This window comes from Bifidobacterium sp. JNUCC 75 (assembly GCF_054819865.1).
The window spans coordinates 189,942-207,749 of sequence record NZ_JBTHIF010000001.1; the positions used below are offsets into that span (position 1 = coordinate 189,942).

A 17,808-nucleotide genomic window follows, 5' to 3' on the forward strand; every position below is an offset into this window, starting at 1 on the left:
CCTACATGAGACGGCGGTCTTGAATGGCTTGCTGGTAGACCTCCTCCACCTGATCGGCCACCACGGTCACGTCGTAGCGGTCCAGGAGCGTCAGCTGGTCGTGGCGCACATTCCGCCTCCAGGAGGGATCCCCTAAGGCCTGGGCAATTCGCCGGGCCATCAGTTCGGGGGTGTTGGGCGAGTCGACGGGGACCAGAGCCCGCTCGTCGCCCATCAGGGTGGACCGGTAGCCGGGATTGTCCCCAGCCAGCACCGGAGCCGTACCCGAGGCGATGGCCTCCAGCAGCACGATACCGAAGGACTCGCCCCCGGTTGAGGGAAAGACGGTCAGATCGGAGGAGGCCAGCAGGGCAGGTTTGTCCTTCTCATCCACAAAGCCTGGGAAGGCCACCGGGGTGCGCAGGACTGCGGCCTTTCGACGACAGTCCTCCAGCAGCGGGCCCTTGCCAGCCATGGTCACATGCAGGCCTTCAGGCAGGATGGCGTCCCGCTCCCCCGCCTGGAGGGCCGAAAGCAGGATCCCCGCCCCCTTGCGGGCCACGAACCGTCCCAGAAAGACCAGATGCGGCCCCTGGCCGTGCAGGCGCGCCACCTTCCGATCGCCGGCAGCCTGTCGGGCCCGGCGCAGGGCAGCCACGTCCACGGGGTTGGCCACCACTTTGCTGGGCACGCCGGCAGTCTGCCGGGCATAGCTGGCCGCCACAGGCGAGACCGCAATGACCCTGTCGATACGTCTATGGGTCCTGCGGTTGATCCTCCCCAGCAACCTTCCGCCCAGCAACTGCAGCTTTCCTGTGGGGGCGATGTGGTAGGTGGCCACCAGGGCCGTTGTCGGGTCTGCGGCCCGGATAACCCGTCCGGCCAGGAAGGGACTGTACGGAGCCTGAATGTGCAACAGGTCGAAGTGCCCGGCCTCCAGGACCCGGCGGATGGGCGCCTTGGGCGCTGGCAGCGGTATGCGCATCCTGTTGCCATTGAAGGAGACCATGACATTGCGGGACAGGGAGTGAACCCCGTCAACCGGTGGGTGGGCGGTCTGCCCGACCAGGTACTGGACCCTATGGCCGCGCCTGCCCAGCTCCCGTCCCAGGGTCAGGATGTGCTGCTGAACCCCGTCAAACACATCCAGGGTGTCATCGAAGACGAACCCGATGCTGAGCGTCACTGAGCGTCCTGGTCCGCTCCGGGCTCGGTCCCTGCGGCCAGTTGACGGCCCTTGAGGGCTAGGGCCACCAGGTGCCGGTCAGCAGCCTCCCGCGCCTGCTGCTCGTCGTTGCCCGAGTCCAGATTGTCCACATAGATGGTCTCCACCTGCGCGACCTGGCAGTACTTGAGAAAGGTCTGCCTGCGCAGCTGATTGTCCAGGGCCTCATCGATGCCGCTGGACTGGTACCATTCCTTATCCCCGCCGGTCAGCATAATCAGCTCCACCCGGCGCCCGGCCAGAGCTCCCGGGGTTCCATCAGCGTTATAGGCGAAGCCTCGGCAGATGACCCGGTCAATGAAGCCTTTCATGATTGCCGGCATGCTGTACCAGTAGACAGGGAAGACCAGGGCAAGCACGTCCGCATCCTTGATGCGCTCCTGCATGGCCTCAACATCCTCGGGCATGGGTCCCTGGCCCAGGTAGTGGGACCTGTCCTCCATGCCGAAGACGGGATTGAACCCCTCTGCGCAAAGGTCGATCAACTCGGTGCGAGCCCCGCCCTCGGCCGCCCCGTCCAGCAGGGCGTTGCCTGCCGCATCGGTCAGACTCTTGGGTTCGGGGTTGGCCGTGACTGCCACGATCTTCATAGGGATTCACTCCTTACATTTCATTTCGCGCCTGCACCGACTGCGTGCAGACCCTTGCCATTGTCAGTCCTGGCAAGGACGGCAACACTGGTTTGACAAATGCTTGACACTGCTCTTGGGTCCATCTATGTTATTGGGTGGTCGGTAGGTGAAGCTACCGCATGGACAAGGCATGCTGCCGCAAAGTGGTGGAGACACCCCGCGCAGGTCAACAGTCCCCGTCGGATCAAGGCAGGGACTAATGCAGGGCCAAATACCATGCGAAGCCGAAGCTTGAACGATGACAATGGTCGGCTCATGGCCGACCGCCACGCCGTCTTCGAGGCTGCCGACAGGGATGTTCCGCACCTTGGAGGGAGGCCATCGTGAATACTGTCGCACTGCCGGGAATGCTCCGTTCGCCACTGAACGACGACCGCAGCCAGGCATCGCGCTCCACTCGCATATGGACGGGCCTTGCCGTAGCAATAGGCGCCCTGGTTTTGCTGGGTGCCCTGGCCTATCTGCTGCCGGCACTGGGTGCCCCCATTGGCCCCGCCGGCGTACCCTCGCACGTCTCCACCGACCCGTCAAACCTGCCCTACTACGCGCTGCGCTCCCTCTTCCGTATGTTCACGGCCCTGATCATCTCCCTGATCTTCGCCTTCCTCTACGGGCTGGCCGCCGCGCGCTCCCGTCGCCTTGGCGCCGTACTCATCCCCCTGCTGGACATCCTGCAGTCGGTGCCCGTCCTGGGCTTCCTGTCGGCCACCATCTCCATCTGGCTGGTCCTCTTCCCCGGTTCCATCATGGGCGTGGAGGCGGCCTCCATTTTCGCCATCTTCACCAGCCAGGCCTGGAACATGGCCTTCTCCTTCTATAACTCCCTGACCAGCGAACCCGCCGACCTGGACGAGGCGGTGAGGCTGATGCGCCTGACCCGCTGGCAACGCTTCTGGAAACTGGACGTGCCCAACTCCATGATTCCCCTGCTCTGGAACTGCATGATGAGCATGGGCGGCGGCTGGTTCTTCCTGACTGCCTCCGAGATGATCTCGGTCAACAACAGGACCCTGGCCCTGCCAGGCATCGGCTCCTTTGTGGAGGAGGCCACCGCCGAGCAGGACCTGGGCAAGGTGGGCCTGGCCATCCTGACCATGATCGTGGTGGTTCTGCTGATTGATTTCCTGCTCTGGAAGCCGCTGACCGCCTGGGCTGAGAAGTTCCGCTACACCAGCAGCCAGTCCACCGAGCCCCGACGCAGCCTGGTGCTGACGGTCATCCGCCTGTCCGGGGTCAAGGACCTGTTGGGCCTGGTGGGCCACCCCCTGGCCGACCTGCTGGACCGGATCACCCGCCCCTTGGGCCGTACCGGGGCACGTTGGAGCCGTGGAGGCGGACGCAGGCGGGCAAGCGACCTGGTCTGGTGGACCTGCCTGGCCCTGATCGGCCTGTGGGGTCTCTGGCAGCTGGACCGTCTGGTCATCCGTCCCCTGGGTCTGGGCGAGGTCGGCCACGTCTTCCAGCTGGGCCTGCTGACCTTCCTGCGGGTACTGATCCTGATGGTGGTCTGCACCATAGTCTGGGTGCCCATCGGCGCTCTGATCGGCATGAATCCGCGCATCTCCCGCTACCTGCAGCCCCTGGTGCAGATCCTGGCCTCCTTCCCGGCCAACTTCATCTTCCCCTTCGTCACCATGGTCTTTATCATCTGGCGAATCGACATCAACTGGGGCAGCATCCTGCTCATGGCCCTGGGCACCCAGTGGTACATCCTCTTCAACGTCATCGCCGGGGCCTCAGCCATCCCCGACGACCTGCTGGAGATGTCTCGCAGCCTGGGCCAGAACCGCTGGCAACGATGGAAGACTCTGATCCTGCCTGCACTGTTCGGCTCATGGTGCACCGGCGGCATCACAGCGGCCGGCGGGGCCTGGAACGCCTCCATCGTCTCCGAGGTGGTCTCCTACGGCAAAACCGAACTGACGGCCCGAGGCCTGGGTGCCTACATCGCCCAGGTGACCGCCACCGGCGACACCCCCCGCATCATCCTTGGTGTGGCCGTGATGAGCATCTTCGTGGTCCTGGCCGACCGGTTCTTCTGGTCTCCCCTGCAATCACTGGCACAACGGCGCTATTCCCTGACATGAGAAGTCTGAAAGGTTCGACAATGACCAAGATCAATTCCAACGGGATCATCACGGCCGAGCACGTGACCAAGACCTACCAGTCTGACAAGGGCGCGGAGCTGACCGTCCTGGACAATATTGACTTCACCCTGCACGAGGGCGAGGTGGTGGCCATCCTGGGCCGCTCAGGCGCCGGCAAGTCCACCCTGCTGCGCATCCTCGCCGGTCTGGTTCCAGCCAGCAAGGGCAGCGTCGAATACCGGGGCAAGCAGCTGGACGGGCCCAACCCCGGCGTGGCCCTAGTCTTCCAGAGCTTCGCCCTGATGCCCTGGCTGACTGTCAAAGACAACGTCGAATTGGGCCTGCAGGCCCGGGGCGTGCCCAAGAAGGAACGCGAGAAACTCTCCCTGGCTGCCATCGATGCCATAGGCCTGGACGGCTTCGAAAGCGCCTACCCCAAAGAGCTCTCCGGCGGCATGCGCCAGCGCGTGGGCATCGCCCGGGCCCTGGTCCTCAAGCCGGACGCCCTCTTCATGGATGAGCCCTTCTCGGCTCTGGACGTGCTGACAGCCGAGAATCTTCGCCAGGAGGTCCTCAAAGTCTGGTCCGAGGAGGCAGGCAGCGTCAAGTCGGTCCTGATCGTCACCCACAACATCGAGGAAGCCGTGGAGATGGCCGACCGGGTCCTGGTCCTGGACTCGCATCCCGGCCGGGTCATCGCCAACGTGCCCATCAACCTGGACAGACCTAGGGACAAGCAGTCCGACCTCTTCCAGTCCTGCGTGGACTACCTCTACTCCATCCTGACCGGCCAGCGCGACAGCGAGGATATCCGCCGCCGCCTGCAGACCAAGGTGCGCAATCGTCAGGCCGTGCGGGACTCGGTGCGGGACGAGGAGACCGCCGAGCGCAACCTGCCCGACGCAACCCCCGGCGGCCTTGCCGGTCTGGCCGATGTCATGGTCAACCAGCCCAACGGCATGGACCTGGCCGACCTGGCCGCCAAGCTCTCCTTCGAAGTGGACGACCTTTTCCCCCTGATCGACGCCGGACTCATGCTGGGCATCTTCCAGGCGGACAACGGGCACGTCAGGCTGACCGACCAAGGCCGGGCCTGGCATGATGCCGACATCCTGGAGAGCAAGGAGATGTTCTCACACATGCTGATGGATCATGTTCCGCTGATCCGCATCATCGACCGGGCCCTGAAGAACAGTGACGACAAGAGTCTGCACGGCTCTCTTATCCTGGACCTGCTGCGGGCCCACCACTCGGACAAGGAGGCCGTCCAGCAGTTCGACACCGCCATCACCTGGGGCCGTTACGGCGAGCTCTTCGACTACGATGCCGACGACGACCGGCTGACGCTGGACCCGGAGAACCACACCGAGTGAGTAGTCGCGGCAGCTACGGTCCCCTTCCACTCCTAGAATGTGCTCCGGGCGATGGAACCCGCCCGGGGCTTGAGCTCCGAACCGCAAACTGCTGATAGTTCCTGCACCATGATTCGACGACCCCGTCTGCGGGCCGGGTGCAGGCGCATGCCATTCAGCCCGACCCTGCGGACGCTGATCCGTCGGGAACCGAGGCCTCCAATGACCAAACCCCCTACCGGACCTGACATGGCCACAACCCTGGTGGTGATGCTGGGCGGAACCCTGGGCACCGGCTGCCGGTACGCCCTGAGCCTGCTGCCGGGCCAGAGCGGCCCGCTGCATTCGGGAACCCTCCTGGCCAACCTGATCGCCTGCGCAGGCTACGCCCTGCTGACCGCCTTCCTGGGCGGGCTGCCCAAAAGCGCACACGCGCGCCAAAGGCAACTGACCAACAGGGGCCTGGGCATGGGCCTGTGCGGAGGGCTGTCGACCATGTCCACCCTCTCGCTGGAATTGGTCCAAGGCCTATCGGGCGGTCAAATCCAGGCAACCCTTGCCTACCTGCTGGTCTCCTTTGCCGGAGGCCTCTTGGTCTCCTGGGCCATGGCAGCATTGGGAGCACGTCTGGCCGCACACATCCAGGCGGGTGTGCGATGACCATTGCATTTACCGTGCTGATCTGCCTGTGCGGCGGCCTGGGTGCCGGACTTCGCTACCTGTTGGATACCCTGGTCAAGGCCCGCTGGCAGGTGGACCTGCCCCTGTCGACCATGATCATCAACCTGCTGGCCGGATTGGCTGCAGGACTGGTGGCCGCCCTGGCCGCCTTCCACGGACTGCCCGCCTGGGGACGGCTGCTGCTGGCCACAGGACTGCTGGGCGGCTTCTCCACCTTCTCGACAGCGGTCAACGAAGTGTTGGCCCTGACCCGGCAGAGACGGCATCTGGCGGCTCTTGGCTATCTGGCAGCCTCAATGCTCCTGCCGCCCCTGCTGACAGCCCTGGGTTTCCTGCTGGCCGGACCGGGCATGTAGCAGATCCAGCCAGCAATCAAGGAGCTGCGGAACCTAGGCGCGAGCCGGTTCCGGACGACCCTGGGCGGAGTCGGCAGCAATCCCCAGACGGTCGTCATGCCGACGCCACCAGGCGGACAACACCGAGCCGGAGATGTTGTGCCAGACGCTGAAGAAGGTGGAGGGTATGGCCACAATCGGGTCGGCGGCAAAGGCCTGCAGGGCCAGGGTCGCGCCCAGTCCGGAATCCTGCATGCCCACCTCGAAGGTGATGGCCTTCTGCTGGGCGTAGCGGAACCCCTTGGGGTAGATGCGGTACATGAGCCGGCTGAAGAGGAAGCCCAGCCCGTACCCGCACAGGTTGTGGAGCATGACAACCGGCAGGACCAGGGCGGTGGCGGCTGTGAAGAGCTTGGCATGGTTGACGGAGACCACCACGCCGATGATGATCAGGATGGCGATCTGCGAGACCGCCGGCAGGGCCACGGTCACCTTCTGCACCTTCTCCTTGAAGAAGGCGTGGACGGCCAGGCCCAGGGCGATGGGGATCAGCACCACCTCAAGGGCGGTCAGGAAGAGCTGCTTGGTGGGGATGGCCACATACTGGCTGGCCAGCAGGTTCATCAGCATGGGGATCATGAAGGGCGCACACAGGGTGGAAAGCAGACCAATGGACACATCCAGGGCAACGTCGCCGCGCGACAGGTAGGACATGACGTTGGAGGAGGTCCCCGAGGGGCAGCAGCCCACCAGGATGACGCCCACAGCGATCATGCCGTCCAGCCGGAAGATGCGGCAGAGCAGCACGGCCAGCAGGGGCATGATCAGGTAATGGGCTATGGTGCCCACGATGACCATGAGCGGCATCTTGATAATTCGCTTGAAATCGTCCAGGCTCAGGGTCAGCCCCATGCCGAAGAGAATAATGCTCAGGAAGTAGTTGGTGTAGCTGCGGGCCCAAATGCTAATCTGCGGGACAAAGAAGTTGATGGCGGCCCAAACCAGGACCACCAGAATGAACCACTTAGTCAACCAGTCACTGAACCGCTGCACCTTTTGCATGATTCCTGACCACTTCCTCTCGATAGTTCTCTTTGTGGTAGAGCAAAATTAGAAAACCGAGGGCAGGCACGACCGAGAATGGCCACATTTTGGACGAGGATGTTCCGGTACCGACTGGAATTCAGTTGACCAGGACGGGCGTGCCGGTGGGCACGGACTTCATGATCCACAGGGCATCGGGCACCGTCAGCCTGATGCAGCCATGGGAGCTGGGTCGAATGCCCAACAAGTCAGCCTCCTCCTTTATGTAGCTGCCACTGGGATCAGTGGGAACCGAGTGGAAGAGGAAGACCCCGTGGTTCAGAAAGCTGGTGTAGTAGCGGGCGCCTATCCCCTCGTTGGGGTTGTAGAAGTGGTCGCCGCGCTCGGCCTGGATGCGGAAGCTGCCCCTGGGCGTGGAGTCATCCATACCTGTCGAGGCATACATGGTGTAGAGCAGTTGAGACCCATCACGCACGTAGACCCGCTGATCCTGAAGGCTGACCTCCAAGGAGATGCCAGGGTGGGCCGCAGGATCCGGGTAATCGACCTGCTGCGAAGGCTTGAGCCAATCGACAGGCTGAGTGGAGGAACCATCAGGGTCTGTCTTCTGAACCTTTGTTTGCTTCTTTGCCGCTGATGAAGAGGAGGACTTGGATTTGCTGGGATGATGCGCCTTGGGAAATTGTCTCACCGAAACGGTTGATGCGCTAGAAGTGCTCGCATCTGCCGATCGTTCTGCATGAGCCGCATCCACCGGCTGGAACAGATTGTCGACCAAAACTGTCAGCAGCAACGTCAACAGGGCGGTCGTCACTACCACAGGCGTGCGGCGTACAGGGTCCAGCAGCCAACGGAGCATGGCAAGCACACGCCGCTTAAGGCGTTTGCAATCCAATCCCCAGTCAGCCATGTCCTTCCCTTCGTCGCCATTGAACGAACCTGTATGCACAGTTCATTTTAGCGACAGAAGAAACCAGGACGGCCTCAGCCTTTCTGCACCTGCCTGGCCCAATCCTCCAGCAGGCCGCAAACCAAGGTGGTCTGCTCAATCTGCACATTGTGGCCGGACCGGTCCAGCACCGAGTAGGAGGCCCGGGGGAAACGGCAGGCCAGGTCAAACTGGTCCAGGTATCCCACACGGTCGTCCTGGCGGCCGCACACGAAGAGCACCGGGGCTATAAACCCAGACCAAACCTGGTCGAAGTCCAGATCCAGCTGGTAGTGCCCCTCCATTCGAGCCACCGTATCGGCATCGGCCGAACGAATACCGGGCATGATGGTGCGTTGGTAGGCTTCCAAGTGCCCCCGGGACTCCACCACTGCCATCTGCCGGTAAGCATGCCTGGTGAACTCGTCCGCGTCGGCCAGGCCCTGGTCGTCATGGACCAGCACCTGACGTGAGGGCAGGCGCCTGTGGGCGGTCACCGGGTCGACCACCGAGGAGAGCAGGGCCATCCCCCGGCAGCGGTCCAACCGCCCGGCGGCGGCATGGCGGCTGAGTAGCCCACCCAGGGAGTTGCCCACTAGAGCGAAGGGGCCGCCTTCGCTGAAAATGTCCACCTGGTCATCCAGCCACCGAGCCAAACCGTCCAGGTCGAGGATGGACGGGTCGGGTAGCGTGCGGCCAAAGCCGGGCTGGTCCAGGTAGATCCGCTCAAAGCCGCCCACCCGTTCGAAAACGGGGTCCAAGTCATCAAAAATGTGGTGATCCACACCCGACCCGTGTACAAAAATCAGCGGCAGCCCATGACCCCGGCGAATGGCGAACCCGGGCCTGGTACTCACTTCTTGGCACCGGAGGGGATGCCGGTCTTGAACTCCACGATGTCGCCGTCCTGCATGACATAGTCCTTGCCCTCAAGGCGCATCTTGCCTTCCTCGCGCACCTTGGCGTAGGACCCGTCGGCGGCCACAAAGTCGTCGTAGGAGACCACCTCGGCCTTGATGAAGCCCTTCTCGAAATCGGTGTGGATGACCCCGGCGGCCTGGGGGGCGGTCCAGCCCTTGTGGATCTGCCAGGCGCGCACCTCCTTGACCCCGGCGGTCAGGAAGGTCTGCAGACCAAGGATGTCGAAGCCCACCCGGGCCAGCTGGTCCAGGCCGGACTCCTTGAGCCCGGCATCGGTCAGCATCTCTCGGGCGTCGGCCTCGTCCAGCTCGGTCAGCTCGGACTCGAACTGGGCGTTGAGGAAGATGGCGGGCGCGGGAGCCACGGAGTCGGCCAGCTGCTTCTTCATGTCCTCGTTCTGCAGCTCGTCGTCGTCCACGTTGAAGACGTAGATGAAGGGCTTGGCCGTCATCAGATGCAGGTCGTAGAGCTCGTCCTTGTCGATGTCCCCGGCCTGGGCCGCCTGGTCGATGGTCCGCCCCTGGCCCAGAATCTCCTTGGCCTTGCGGACATTGTCCAGGTAGGCGGGTTTGATCTTGCCCCCGCGCTGGTCCTTCTCCAGCTTGGGCAGGGCCTTGTCGATGGTCTGCATGTCGGCCAGAATCAGCTCGGTGTTGATGGTGTCGATGTCGTCGGCCGGATCCACCTTGCCGTTGACGTGGACGATGTCGTCGTCATTGAAGGCGCGGACCACCTCGCAGATGGCGTCGGCCTCGCGGATGTTGGCCAAGAACTGGTTGCCCAGCCCCTCCCCCTCCGAGGCCCCCTTGACGATACCAGCGATGTCCACGAAGGTGACCGTGGCGGGTACGATCCTGTCCGTGTGGACCAGCTTGGCCAGAACAGGCAGCCGGTCGTCGGGCAGGGGCACGATGCCAGTGTTGGGCTCTATGGTGGCGAAGGGGTAGTTCTCCGCCAGAACATTGTTGCGGGTGAGGGCGTTGAAGAGTGTGGACTTGCCAACGTTGGGCAGCCCGACGATTCCTATGGTTAACGACATATCCACCAGTCTATTGCCCGGACTGCCCCGGCGTGGCTTCCCATAGAGCGGCAGGCTCAGTCGCCGCGCTCCACCGCATCAATGGCCTCAATAACCGCTCCACGGAAGCCGTGCTTCTCCAAGGATGCAACACCCTTGATTGTGGTTCCGCCCGGTGAGCAGACCGCGTCCTTCATGGCCCCGGGGTTGGTGCCGGTGGCCAGGTAGAGGGCTCCAGTCCCCTCCACCATTCGCGCCGCCAGCCGGTAAGCCGCCTGCCTGGGCAGCCCATGCTCCACCCCAGCGTCAGCCAGAGCCTCCATATACATGGCCGTGTAGGCGGGCGCACATCCGGCGATGGTCGTCCCCACCGAGACCAGCTCCCGGGGCAAACGCTCGATCATGGCCACCGGGTCAAAGACCTGAGTGAAGAGCTCCCGTTGCTGGTCGGTCAGGGTATCGTCCTCCTGGGTGACCAGAATCCCCTGCCCCACTGAAATGGGGGTGTTGGGGATAGCGCAAATCAGGTGGGTGCCCTCCTCCAGGATGTCGGCATAGTCCTCAATGGTCATGCCGCCCACAACGGACAGGACCATGCGGTCCGGATCAGCCAGCTCATGACGGATGGGTTCGCAGACATGGGTCACCTGCCCCGGCTTGACGGCCAGAATCACCAGATCGGCGGCCGCAGCCACCTCAGTGCCGGAGTGCATGGGCCGCACCCCCAGCCGAGCCGTCCGCTCCACCAGCCGGTCGTAGTGCGCTGCGCAGGCCACAATCCGGCCGCCTGGCAACACGCCCGCATCGACCAGGCCCTGAGCCATGGCCTGGGCCATGTTGCCGTATCCGATGAATCCGAGAGTCAATGAGTCCGTGTTCATGCCCTCAAGTCTAGCCGCGCGCCGGGAATAGCCCCTCCAGATCGCCGCGCTCCAGGGCCAGCCGGTAGAGATGGGCGAAGACCCTGTCCCCGTGCAGGCCGTCGTGCTCGAACTCGTTGGTCACCCAGGCATGGGAATGGCCCACGCGCGAGATGGTGTCCAGCTGGAGCTCGGAGGGCACGTAGAGGTCGTCGGCATAGACCGCGGCCTGTAGAGGAACCTGATTGTCGACCAGGCGGTCGGGGTCGTACAGGTGGCCCCAGAAGCCCTCCTCCATGAGCAGGCTAACCGCCGGGCCGAAGGGGCGCAGGGCGGACTCCTGCTCGAACATCCAGGGGAAGATCGCCTCCCCGGTGAACATGAGCGGGCGGGCAGCAGTATCAAATTCGGGTCGGGCATCGCGCACCCGCTGCCCTGCCCAGCGCAGGGGGCCGCAGTCCCCGTCGGCGTAGATGAACTCCTGCAAGGGCCAGTAGAGCGGGCTGACCGATGTGGCCGCCCGCACCCCCTCCAGGAAGGTCTGCGACAGGGTGGCCCGGGAGCCGTCAGTACCGGAAGCTGGCAGGCTGCCATCGCCATCCAGGAAGGCCGTGTCCAGCAACCAGTGGAGACGCTCGAACCCGCCTTTCTTGCCCAGGTCGGCGCCCAGGGTCTGCAGCCGCTCCACGCTCAGGGTATCGCCGCCGGGCAGGACCACATCACCCTGGGCCAGCCGGTCGGCAATGGCCGCCACACGGTCTTGATCCCTCGGATAGCGCTGGTAGAAGGCCTGGGACCGCTGAGCCATTTTGGTGAAGGTATGAGAGAATAGCTCGTAGGCATCAGTGGGGATATGAGGCACGCCCCCGGCGGTGAAGGCCGCAGCCAGCCCCTGGGGGAAGTTCGACAGGTAGGCCAGGGTCAGATAGCCGCCGAAACTCTGACCCAAGGCCACCCAGGGGCGGCCGGCGAAGACCGTGCGACGCAAGTGCTCGAAGTCCCGAATGATGGAGTCCGCCAGAAAATGTTTCAGATAATCGGCCTGGGCACGGGGCTCTCCTATGGATGCCATAGTGGTTCCGTCGATGGCGCTGGACCGACCTGTACCCCGCTGGTCGGGCAGGACAATACGGAAGTGGTGCAAGGCCTCGGCCATCCACCCGTCGGCAGTGGCGCTCAGCGGCCGTGGAGCCCCATAGCCAGGTCCCCCCTGCAGGTAGACCAGCAGCGGGAGATCGTCGTGGATATGCTCGGGGGCGCAGACCACGCGGTAGAAGCAGCGGATGACCGTCTGGTCCGAATTGTCTTCGGCTCGCCAAATGCCAGGTTCACTGCCCGCCCAGTCCAGGGGAACGGGGATGGACCCCTCTCGAACGTAGAGTCCAGGCAGATAGTATCCCTGGTTGGTCATATGCTGGCTCCTTTCCTTTAGTTCAGTCGGGTTCATTGTCGCCGGGCGGTTGGACCGGGCTTACGTGTCGTCTGTGGACTGGGTGGTAGGGTGAAAGGCGGGGATGTCGGGGAGGTGGCTGGCTTCCGTTTTGGCTCTTGCCGCGTGGTGCGGGGCTGGCGCTAGCTGGCAGGGCTTCGATTGGCAGGCGGTGCTTGCTCCGCTTGGTGTTTGGTGAAGGGGTTTTGGTTTCATGCATCTGGTTTCCCGTCTGCGTCGCGTGTCGGCGGTGGTGATCGTCCTGCTGGGCCTGCTGGCGGGCCTGGGCGCCGCGTCCGCCCGGGCGGACGCTCCTATCCTCACCGGGGGTGGGGGTCGTCGGACCCCTCGCGCAGCTGAAGCAGCCCCTGGCATTCTCCCCGGCAGCGCAAGCAGCACCCCGCTTCCCGCGCCATCACCGCTGACGCCTTCCCCGCCGTCAAGCCCGATAGCGAACCCGAACGCCCCGTCATCGCCGACGGGGACGCCCGACAGCGCAGACCCCGCTCCGGCCGGATCAGCCGGAAAGACGGATGATCAGGCTTCGCGCATGGTGCGCTTCGACCCGGGCGACGGAAGCAAGCCCATACAAACGACCGTGAAAACCGGCACCCTCGCCGCCCCCCCGCAGCAGAACCCTGGACGCGGGGGCTTCCGGTTCGACGGGTGGACGCTCGACGGGCAGCCCTTCGACTTCCGGACCCCCATCCTCCAGGACACCACCCTGAAAGCCAAATGGACCACGACAACGGACTGGACGCTGAGCCCGGGCCACGGGCCCGCCGCCGGGACGCGCCTGGCCATCAGCCCGCCCGGCAGGCAGGAGCCCTGCTACACCAGCATCCAGGCCGCCGGAGAGCAGGCCACCGGCCTGACCGGCGACGGCCGCATCCGCACATGGACGCAGGACGGCACACCCGAACAGCCCCCCCTCCCCGCCCAGGCCCCACAAGGGCTCCGCTACCTGCAGGCCGCAGCAGGCAGCCGACGGCAGGCCGCCCTGGGATCCGACCAGCGGATCTACACCCGGGACAGCCAACAATCAACGCCCGCCGTCCTCGACACCGGCCAGGACACCGGGTTCACCAGCATCAGCATGGACGATGACCTCCTGCTGGCCGTGGACCGGCAAGGCCGGGTCCACGCCTTCCAAGACAGCCGGGCCGGCAGCCGTAAGCCCCCGGAACAGGCCACGGCCAGCCTGCCCGGACAGGCGCAGGCCGTCACCGCCGCCGCCTCGGGCGGCCGGATCCTCGCCCTGGACGCGGACGGGCAAGCCTGGACCTGGAACAAGGCCGACACCGGCAGCATCAAACCCGAACGCATCAAACAGGACCCGGGCACACGCCTCATCCAAGCCCAAGCCCTCAGCACAGGATTCCTCCTCCTGGACGCAGACGGACAAGCCCGGTACCTGGCCGACGGCACAACCAGCCCCGCAGCCGTCAGCCTGCCGGAAGGAGCGCAGGCCAGCCAGATCAACACCAACCAGGACCAGGCCATCATCACCAGCAAGGACGGCCATGTCTGGGCCTGGAAGCCCGGCCAGGCGCCCATGCGCGCGGACGACGGGAGCCGGGCCTACGTGCAGGCGGCAAGCATCAACGGCAGGATCACCGCCATCAGCAGGCAGGGCGACCTCTACGGGTGGAGCCTGGACAAGCAAGGCCGGCCCGGCAAGCCGGCAGGGATCACCACCACTCAAGCACCCAGCCTGGAATCAGCCAGCATGGACGGGCAGCCGCTCAAACTCAGCAAGAACAACGACGCCTGGCAGACGGACATCCCCGCCCGCAAGCCCGGACAAGCCGCCATCCTCATCACCGGCAGGCAGGACGGCCAGCCCTTCACCAGAAGCCTCAACTACACGGTCGACCAGACCATGACCAGAGACGACCAACAAGGACCCGCATACACGGTCCGCTTCGACACGGACGGAGGAAGCCCGGAACCGGACCCGCAGCAAGTGACCCACCCGTTGGGCAGGGTGAAGCGGCCCACACCCGACCCGGCGCGCGAAGGCTTCCTGTTCGACGGATGGTTCACCGGCAGCATCGCCTACGACTTCAGCAAGCCCGTCGACAAGGACCTCACACTCACCGCCAAGTGGACCGAAAGCCAGAACAACAAGTGGAGCATCAGCCCCGACAAGGGCAGCCAGCTGGGCAGGGAATCCACCACCATCATTCCTCCAGACAAGGCCAGCCAAGGCATCAGATTCAGCCAGGTCAGCGGAGGAAGAAACAGCAACTATGGTTTCTCCTTGGCGGTGGGCAGCGACGGAAACGCCTACGCATGGGGAAACAACAGGTATGGCCAGCTCGGCGACGGGACGAGAACCAATAGGACCACGCCGGTCATGGTCAGGAAGCCTGATCCCAAGACGTATCCGGACCTGCCAGCAGATTTCACCTACGTGCAGGTCAGTGCCGGAGGCGCTCATTCACTGGCCCTGGGCAGCGACGGGTACGCCTACGCCTGGGGATGGAACAGCAGTGGCCAGCTCGGCAACAACAACAGTGGCGAAGATACGTATTCGTCTGTTCCTGTGCGCGTGCGAGACCCCGCCAGCCCGGCTGACGCGAGCAAAGGACTGCAAGCCACACAGGTCAGTGCCGGAGGCTGGCATTCGCTGGCCCTGGGCGGCGACGGAAACGCCTACGCCTGGGGAAACAACAGGTATGGCCAGCTCGGCGACGGGACGACCACCAATAGGACCATGCCGGTCATGGTCAGGAAGCCTGATCCCAAGACGTATCCGGACCTGCCAGCGGATTTCACCTACGTGCAGGTCAGTGCCGGAGGCTGGCATTCGCTGGCCCTGGGCGGCGACGGAAACGCCTACGCCTGGGGATGGAACCACTATGGCCAGCTCGGCAACAACAACAGTGGCAAAGATACGTATTCGTCTGTTCCTGTGCGCGTGCGAGACCCCGCCAGCCCCGCTGACGCGAGCAAAAGACTGCAAGCCACACAGGTCAGCGCCGGTTACGAGCATTCACTGGCCCTGGGCGGCGACGGAAACGCCTACGCCTGGGGATGGAACCACTATGGCCAGCTCGGCAACAACAACAGTGGCGAAGATACGTATTCGTCTGTTCCTGTGCGCGTGCGAGACCCCGCCAGCCCCGCTGACGCGAGCAAAGGACTGCAAGCCACACAGGTCAGCGCCGGAGACGGGCATTCACTGGCCCTGGGCGGCGACGGAAACGCCTACGCCTGGGGATACAACAGCACTGGCCAGCTCGGAAACAACAACAGTAGCGACTCGTCTGTTCCTGTGCGCGTGCGCGACCCCGCCAGCCCCGCTAACGCGAGCAAAGAACTGCAAGCCACACAGGTCAGCGCCGGAGGCTGGTATTCGCTGGCTGTGGGCGGCGACGGAAACGCCTACGCCTGGGGATACAACAGCACTGGCCAGCTCGGCAACAACAGCACCAGCCGCTCGACTGTTCCGGTGCCGGTGGCGTTCAATCTGCAGCTGGTGATCACCGGCGTCAGATTCGACCAGACCCCCGCATCAGGGCTGATGCACGGCGAAGGCGGCAGCGTCAGCGTGGCAGCGCCTGCACACGCGCCGGGCACGGTCACGGTCAGCGTCGACTACACGTTGGGCGGCGCACCCCAAAAGCCGGACACTACCCTCAAGTACACGTACCTGCCGCTGGGCGTGCTCCCGAGGGCCGGAGGGGAGGGCATCCTGCTCGCCCTCGCTACGGGGATGACCGGCATGGGCGGGGTCATGGCCTCACGCCGCCACCGGAGGGAAGCACGCCAATTACTTCACGCTTCGCACGAGTAAGACCGGCCGGGCGGCATATCATCCCCCCGCCCCCGGCCCGTACAGGGGGAGCAGGGAGGCCAGTGCCATCCAAGGCTCAACCCCAAGAGAGCCGACACGCCTCCCGCGCCCCCACCACACTCCCGCAGGCGAAAGCACGCGAGCAGACATGCACGCCCTACCGCCCCCGCCCGGGAGAGAGGAAAACAGCGGCCAAGCCGGCCGAGGGCATACATGCTCCAGCCAGCCCGGCCGCTGTTCATCCTCCCAATACCAGCATAATCGCGCAAGCAGTAACCCTTCACCCAGCATTTAGCCTCGCTCGCCTTCACTCGCAACCGAGCCTCGACGGCCATGCTGTGAAAGTTGCGGTATCGTTACCGCACTGATATAACTGAGAGCTGTCAGAACCGTTCGCCTGACCATGGCGTCGGTCAGGCAACCGCCGAGGTCGGCAGACCGGCCCGGCGGCCGACCACTTCGACGAAAGGCCATGATGGCGTACGCGACGATCAGGGATGTGGCCCGAAGGGCCGGAGTCTCCGTATCGACGGTCTCCCGAGCCCTCAACGACTCCGGGCGCATCTCCCCCGCCACACGACAGCGTATCAACCAGGTCATCCACGACCTGCACTATGTGCCGGACTCCCGGGCCCGATCCATGCACTCCGCCCACTCGCGCACCATCGGCCTGCTCATCCCCGACATTCGCAACTCCTACTTCGCAGACCTGGCCTATCTGATCCAGGGCCAGCTGCTCGACCATGGCTTCCAGACCCTGATCTGCACCTCAATCCAGGGCAACCCAGGCGAGGACCGGGCCCAGGTGCGCAACCTGCTGGGCCAGCACATTGACGGAGCCATCATCGTGCCCGGGCCGCGTTCCTCACACACTCTGGAGGAGCTGACCAGACGCGGGCTGCCCCTGGTCTGCGTAGACCGTGCCGCCGAGGGCGCCGCCGGACACGACGGGCGGACCATCCCCTGCGTCGATGCCGACCCCGAATCCGGCCTGAAGCAAGCCCTTGAGGATCTGCATGCCCAGGGCCACCGACGCATCACCCTGGTGCCCGGGCCACTCAAGGAATCGGCCACCTTCCGGGAACGTCTGGACGTATACCGGAACCTGCTGGCAAGCATAAAAGACATGGACGACCCCCTGGCCGACCAGGTTGACCCCGGCACCTTCGATCCCGACATGATCGACCTCTGGACTCGGCAGGAAATCACCGGCGTGCTCTTCGGATCATCCCTGGATGCCATACGCGCCATCAAAACGGCCCAGTCCCGAGGAATCAGCATCGGCTCGGACCTGTCCATGATCACCTTCGACGACCTGCCCGTCTTCCGCATCCTAACCCCGGCAGTGTCGACCATCTCCCAGCAAATCGACACCATGGGGACCCGCTGCGTGGACATGCTCCTGCAGCTGATGGCCGGCTCGCCCGTGCGGTCGGTCCGGCTGCAGACCAGCTACCGCCACTGCGCCTCGGTGGGGCGCCCGCCCGCGCACACCGGCCAGGATCCCTGAACCTC

General features: G+C 64.5%; 14 protein-coding genes and 2 riboswitches. Of the genes, 6 read left to right on the plus strand and 8 right to left on the minus strand.

All coding sequences use genetic code 11. The features are described from left to right. Position 1 precedes the first annotated feature (1 nt). Positions 2 to 1,165 (minus strand): glycosyltransferase family 4 protein, encoded by a 1,164-nt coding sequence (locus tag ACVWNW_RS00840; protein ID WP_454482477.1) that lies wholly within the window; start codon positions 1,163 to 1,165, stop codon positions 2 to 4. Continuing rightward, positions 1,162 to 1,794, minus strand: coding sequence for an NAD(P)H-dependent oxidoreductase (locus ACVWNW_RS00845; protein ID WP_144177221.1), 633 nt, complete (start codon positions 1,792 to 1,794; stop codon positions 1,162 to 1,164). The genes ACVWNW_RS00840 and ACVWNW_RS00845 overlap by 4 nt, the downstream gene beginning before the upstream one ends. A 133-nt stretch (positions 1,795 to 1,927) precedes the next feature. Further along, a riboswitch (M-box (ykoK) riboswitch) is annotated at positions 1,928 to 2,086 on the plus strand. A 97-nt stretch (positions 2,087 to 2,183) separates the two neighbouring features. On the opposite strand from ACVWNW_RS00845, the gene ACVWNW_RS00850 reads away from it, so the two are divergent. The 4 genes from ACVWNW_RS00850 (at position 2,184) to ACVWNW_RS00865 (ending at position 6,312) form a co-directional block, all read left to right on the plus strand. Beyond that, a complete protein-coding gene (locus ACVWNW_RS00850) occupies positions 2,184 to 3,923 on the plus strand; it encodes an ABC transporter permease (RefSeq protein WP_186363921.1) in 1,740 nt (579 codons plus the stop codon). Continuing rightward, positions 3,920 to 5,296 (plus strand): ABC transporter ATP-binding protein, encoded by a 1,377-nt coding sequence (locus ACVWNW_RS00855; protein ID WP_454482479.1) that lies wholly within the window; start codon positions 3,920 to 3,922, stop codon positions 5,294 to 5,296. The genes ACVWNW_RS00850 and ACVWNW_RS00855 overlap by 4 nt, the downstream gene beginning before the upstream one ends. 38 nt (positions 5,297 to 5,334) lie before the next feature. Beyond that, a riboswitch (Fluoride riboswitch) is annotated at positions 5,335 to 5,407 on the plus strand. A gap of 90 nt (positions 5,408 to 5,497) precedes the next feature. Next, positions 5,498 to 5,935 carry a FluC/FEX family fluoride channel gene (locus tag ACVWNW_RS00860; RefSeq protein ID WP_454482481.1) on the plus strand — a complete coding sequence of 146 codons (438 nt, stop codon included), beginning with the start codon at positions 5,498 to 5,500 and terminating at the stop codon, positions 5,933 to 5,935. Continuing rightward, positions 5,932 to 6,312, plus strand: coding sequence for a fluoride efflux transporter FluC (locus tag ACVWNW_RS00865; RefSeq protein ID WP_454482483.1), 381 nt, complete (start codon positions 5,932 to 5,934; stop codon positions 6,310 to 6,312). The genes ACVWNW_RS00860 and ACVWNW_RS00865 overlap by 4 nt, the downstream gene beginning before the upstream one ends. Positions 6,313 to 6,345: 33 nt before the next feature. Here ACVWNW_RS00865 and ACVWNW_RS00870 read toward each other — a convergent pair whose 3' ends face one another. The 6 genes from ACVWNW_RS00870 to ACVWNW_RS00895 all read right to left on the minus strand — a co-directional run bounded on the left by ACVWNW_RS00870 (position 6,346) and on the right by ACVWNW_RS00895 (position 12,473). After that, a complete protein-coding gene (locus tag ACVWNW_RS00870; RefSeq protein ID WP_046323037.1) occupies positions 6,346 to 7,353 on the minus strand; it encodes a bile acid:sodium symporter family protein in 1,008 nt (335 codons plus the stop codon). Between the two features lie 121 nt (positions 7,354 to 7,474). Beyond that, the gene (locus tag ACVWNW_RS00875; protein WP_461196295.1) at positions 7,475 to 8,245 is read right to left on the minus strand and encodes a L,D-transpeptidase; all 771 of its coding nucleotides are present in this window, start codon (positions 8,243 to 8,245) and stop codon (positions 7,475 to 7,477) included. Positions 8,246 to 8,319: 74 nt separating this feature from the next. Then, positions 8,320 to 9,120, minus strand: coding sequence for an alpha/beta fold hydrolase (locus ACVWNW_RS00880; protein WP_454482487.1), 801 nt, complete (start codon positions 9,118 to 9,120; stop codon positions 8,320 to 8,322). Further along, positions 9,117 to 10,223, minus strand: a complete 1,107-nt coding sequence (gene ychF / locus ACVWNW_RS00885; protein ID WP_454482489.1) for a redox-regulated ATPase YchF — start codon at positions 10,221 to 10,223, stop codon at positions 9,117 to 9,119. The genes ACVWNW_RS00880 and ychF overlap by 4 nt, the downstream gene beginning before the upstream one ends. Before the next feature lie 56 nt (positions 10,224 to 10,279). Then, entirely contained in the window at positions 10,280 to 11,083 is an 804-nt protein-coding gene (gene proC / locus ACVWNW_RS00890; protein ID WP_454482491.1) for a pyrroline-5-carboxylate reductase, read from the minus strand. A 10-nt stretch (positions 11,084 to 11,093) separates the two neighbouring features. Then, positions 11,094 to 12,473: an alpha/beta fold hydrolase gene (locus ACVWNW_RS00895; protein WP_454482493.1), complete on the minus strand. Its 1,380-nt coding sequence runs from the start codon at positions 12,471 to 12,473 to the stop codon at positions 11,094 to 11,096. 232 nt (positions 12,474 to 12,705) lie between these two features. Here ACVWNW_RS00895 and ACVWNW_RS00900 point away from each other — a divergent pair, with 232 nt between their 5' ends. Then, on the plus strand, positions 12,706 to 16,293 hold the full coding sequence (locus tag ACVWNW_RS00900; RefSeq protein ID WP_454482495.1) for an RCC1 domain-containing protein: 3,588 nt from the start codon (positions 12,706 to 12,708) through the stop codon (positions 16,291 to 16,293). Positions 16,294 to 16,768: 475 nt separating this feature from the next. Continuing rightward, positions 16,769 to 17,803: a LacI family DNA-binding transcriptional regulator gene (locus tag ACVWNW_RS00905; protein ID WP_461196296.1), complete on the plus strand. Its 1,035-nt coding sequence runs from the start codon at positions 16,769 to 16,771 to the stop codon at positions 17,801 to 17,803. Positions 17,804 to 17,808 lie beyond the last annotated feature (5 nt).

Coding starts and splice junctions, on each gene's coding strand:
- ACVWNW_RS00850 (WP_186363921.1), top strand. CDS start 2,184: ATGCTCCGTTCGCCACTGAACGACGACCGCAGCCAGGCATCGCGCTCC.
- ACVWNW_RS00895 (WP_454482493.1), bottom strand. CDS start 12,473: ATGACCAACCAGGGATACTATCTGCCTGGACTCTACGTTCGAGAGGGG.
- ACVWNW_RS00900 (WP_454482495.1), top strand. CDS start 12,706: ATGCATCTGGTTTCCCGTCTGCGTCGCGTGTCGGCGGTGGTGATCGTC.
- ACVWNW_RS00865 (WP_454482483.1), top strand. CDS start 5,932: ATGACCATTGCATTTACCGTGCTGATCTGCCTGTGCGGCGGCCTGGGT.
- ACVWNW_RS00860 (WP_454482481.1), top strand. CDS start 5,498: ATGACCAAACCCCCTACCGGACCTGACATGGCCACAACCCTGGTGGTG.
- ACVWNW_RS00870 (WP_046323037.1), bottom strand. CDS start 7,353: ATGCAAAAGGTGCAGCGGTTCAGTGACTGGTTGACTAAGTGGTTCATT.
- ACVWNW_RS00855 (WP_454482479.1), top strand. CDS start 3,920: ATGAGAAGTCTGAAAGGTTCGACAATGACCAAGATCAATTCCAACGGG.
- ychF (WP_454482489.1), bottom strand. CDS start 10,223: ATGTCGTTAACCATAGGAATCGTCGGGCTGCCCAACGTTGGCAAGTCC.
- ACVWNW_RS00875 (WP_461196295.1), bottom strand. CDS start 8,245: ATGGCTGACTGGGGATTGGATTGCAAACGCCTTAAGCGGCGTGTGCTT.
- ACVWNW_RS00905 (WP_461196296.1), top strand. CDS start 16,769: ATGGCGTACGCGACGATCAGGGATGTGGCCCGAAGGGCCGGAGTCTCC.
- proC (WP_454482491.1), bottom strand. CDS start 11,083: ATGAACACGGACTCATTGACTCTCGGATTCATCGGATACGGCAACATG.
- ACVWNW_RS00845 (WP_144177221.1), bottom strand. CDS start 1,794: ATGAAGATCGTGGCAGTCACGGCCAACCCCGAACCCAAGAGTCTGACC.